Below are 645 nucleotides of genomic sequence, written 5' to 3' on the forward strand. Positions count from 1 at the left end.
TTACCTTTAATTGCCAATGATAGACACTAAGATTTTAATAAAAAAAGGAATAAGACTGCCTATATTCTGTTTGCTCTTTTTTGTTTTTTTTGGCTGCTCACCTAAGCTAAATATATCCGAATTACAAAATAGAATAAATACTCATTATACTGCTACTAATGAGAACAATGTAGAATACTTCTATAAAAACATTCCGACTAAATATATCAAAGAATACGGAGAAGAAGGTTTAAGAAAAAAACTGCATAAAATGTATGTAGAGAATAAAAACGAAGCTTTTTATGATGAAATTGGTCAATTAGCTGTAATGGAAAGACATAAATGTAACTCAACTTACTATTATAAAACAAAATATACTGTTGATAAAGTTGAACATACTCCATATTTAGATTCTATTGCATTAAAACGTAATCAAAAAGAGTACGGTATTGAACATGTCAATTTTAATCCAAATTCAAAAATTCTACAAGTCCGACAGAAAAAAGAAAGCATCTTGTTATTTGACAAAAAAAGTAAAGAATGGATATTTTTAGATTATGATTCTGACATGAAACACTTGAACAAATATTTTGGAAATGATTTTTCAGATTGTTTAAAGACTAATAATTCCAATTATATTAACTATTAGCTGATTTAAAATAAAAA

Annotated in this window: 1 protein-coding gene; it reads left to right on the forward strand. The window is 25.7% G+C overall.

The features are described from left to right. Nucleotides 1–16 precede the first annotated feature (16 nt). Nucleotides 17–628 carry a hypothetical protein gene (locus tag VP395_RS15795; protein WP_346242994.1) on the forward strand — a complete coding sequence of 204 codons (612 nt, stop codon included), beginning with the start codon at nt 17–19 and terminating at the stop codon, nt 626–628. Nucleotides 629–645 lie beyond the last annotated feature (17 nt).

The sequence above is a fragment of the Mariniflexile soesokkakense genome (assembly GCF_039650365.1).
Classification (GTDB): Bacteria; Bacteroidota; Bacteroidia; order Flavobacteriales; family Flavobacteriaceae; genus Mariniflexile; species Mariniflexile soesokkakense.

Excerpts from the sequence above, each read along its gene's own strand:
- VP395_RS15795 (WP_346242994.1), top strand. The coding sequence starts at position 17 with ATGATAGACACTAAGATTTTAATAAAAAAAGGAATAAGACTGCCTATA.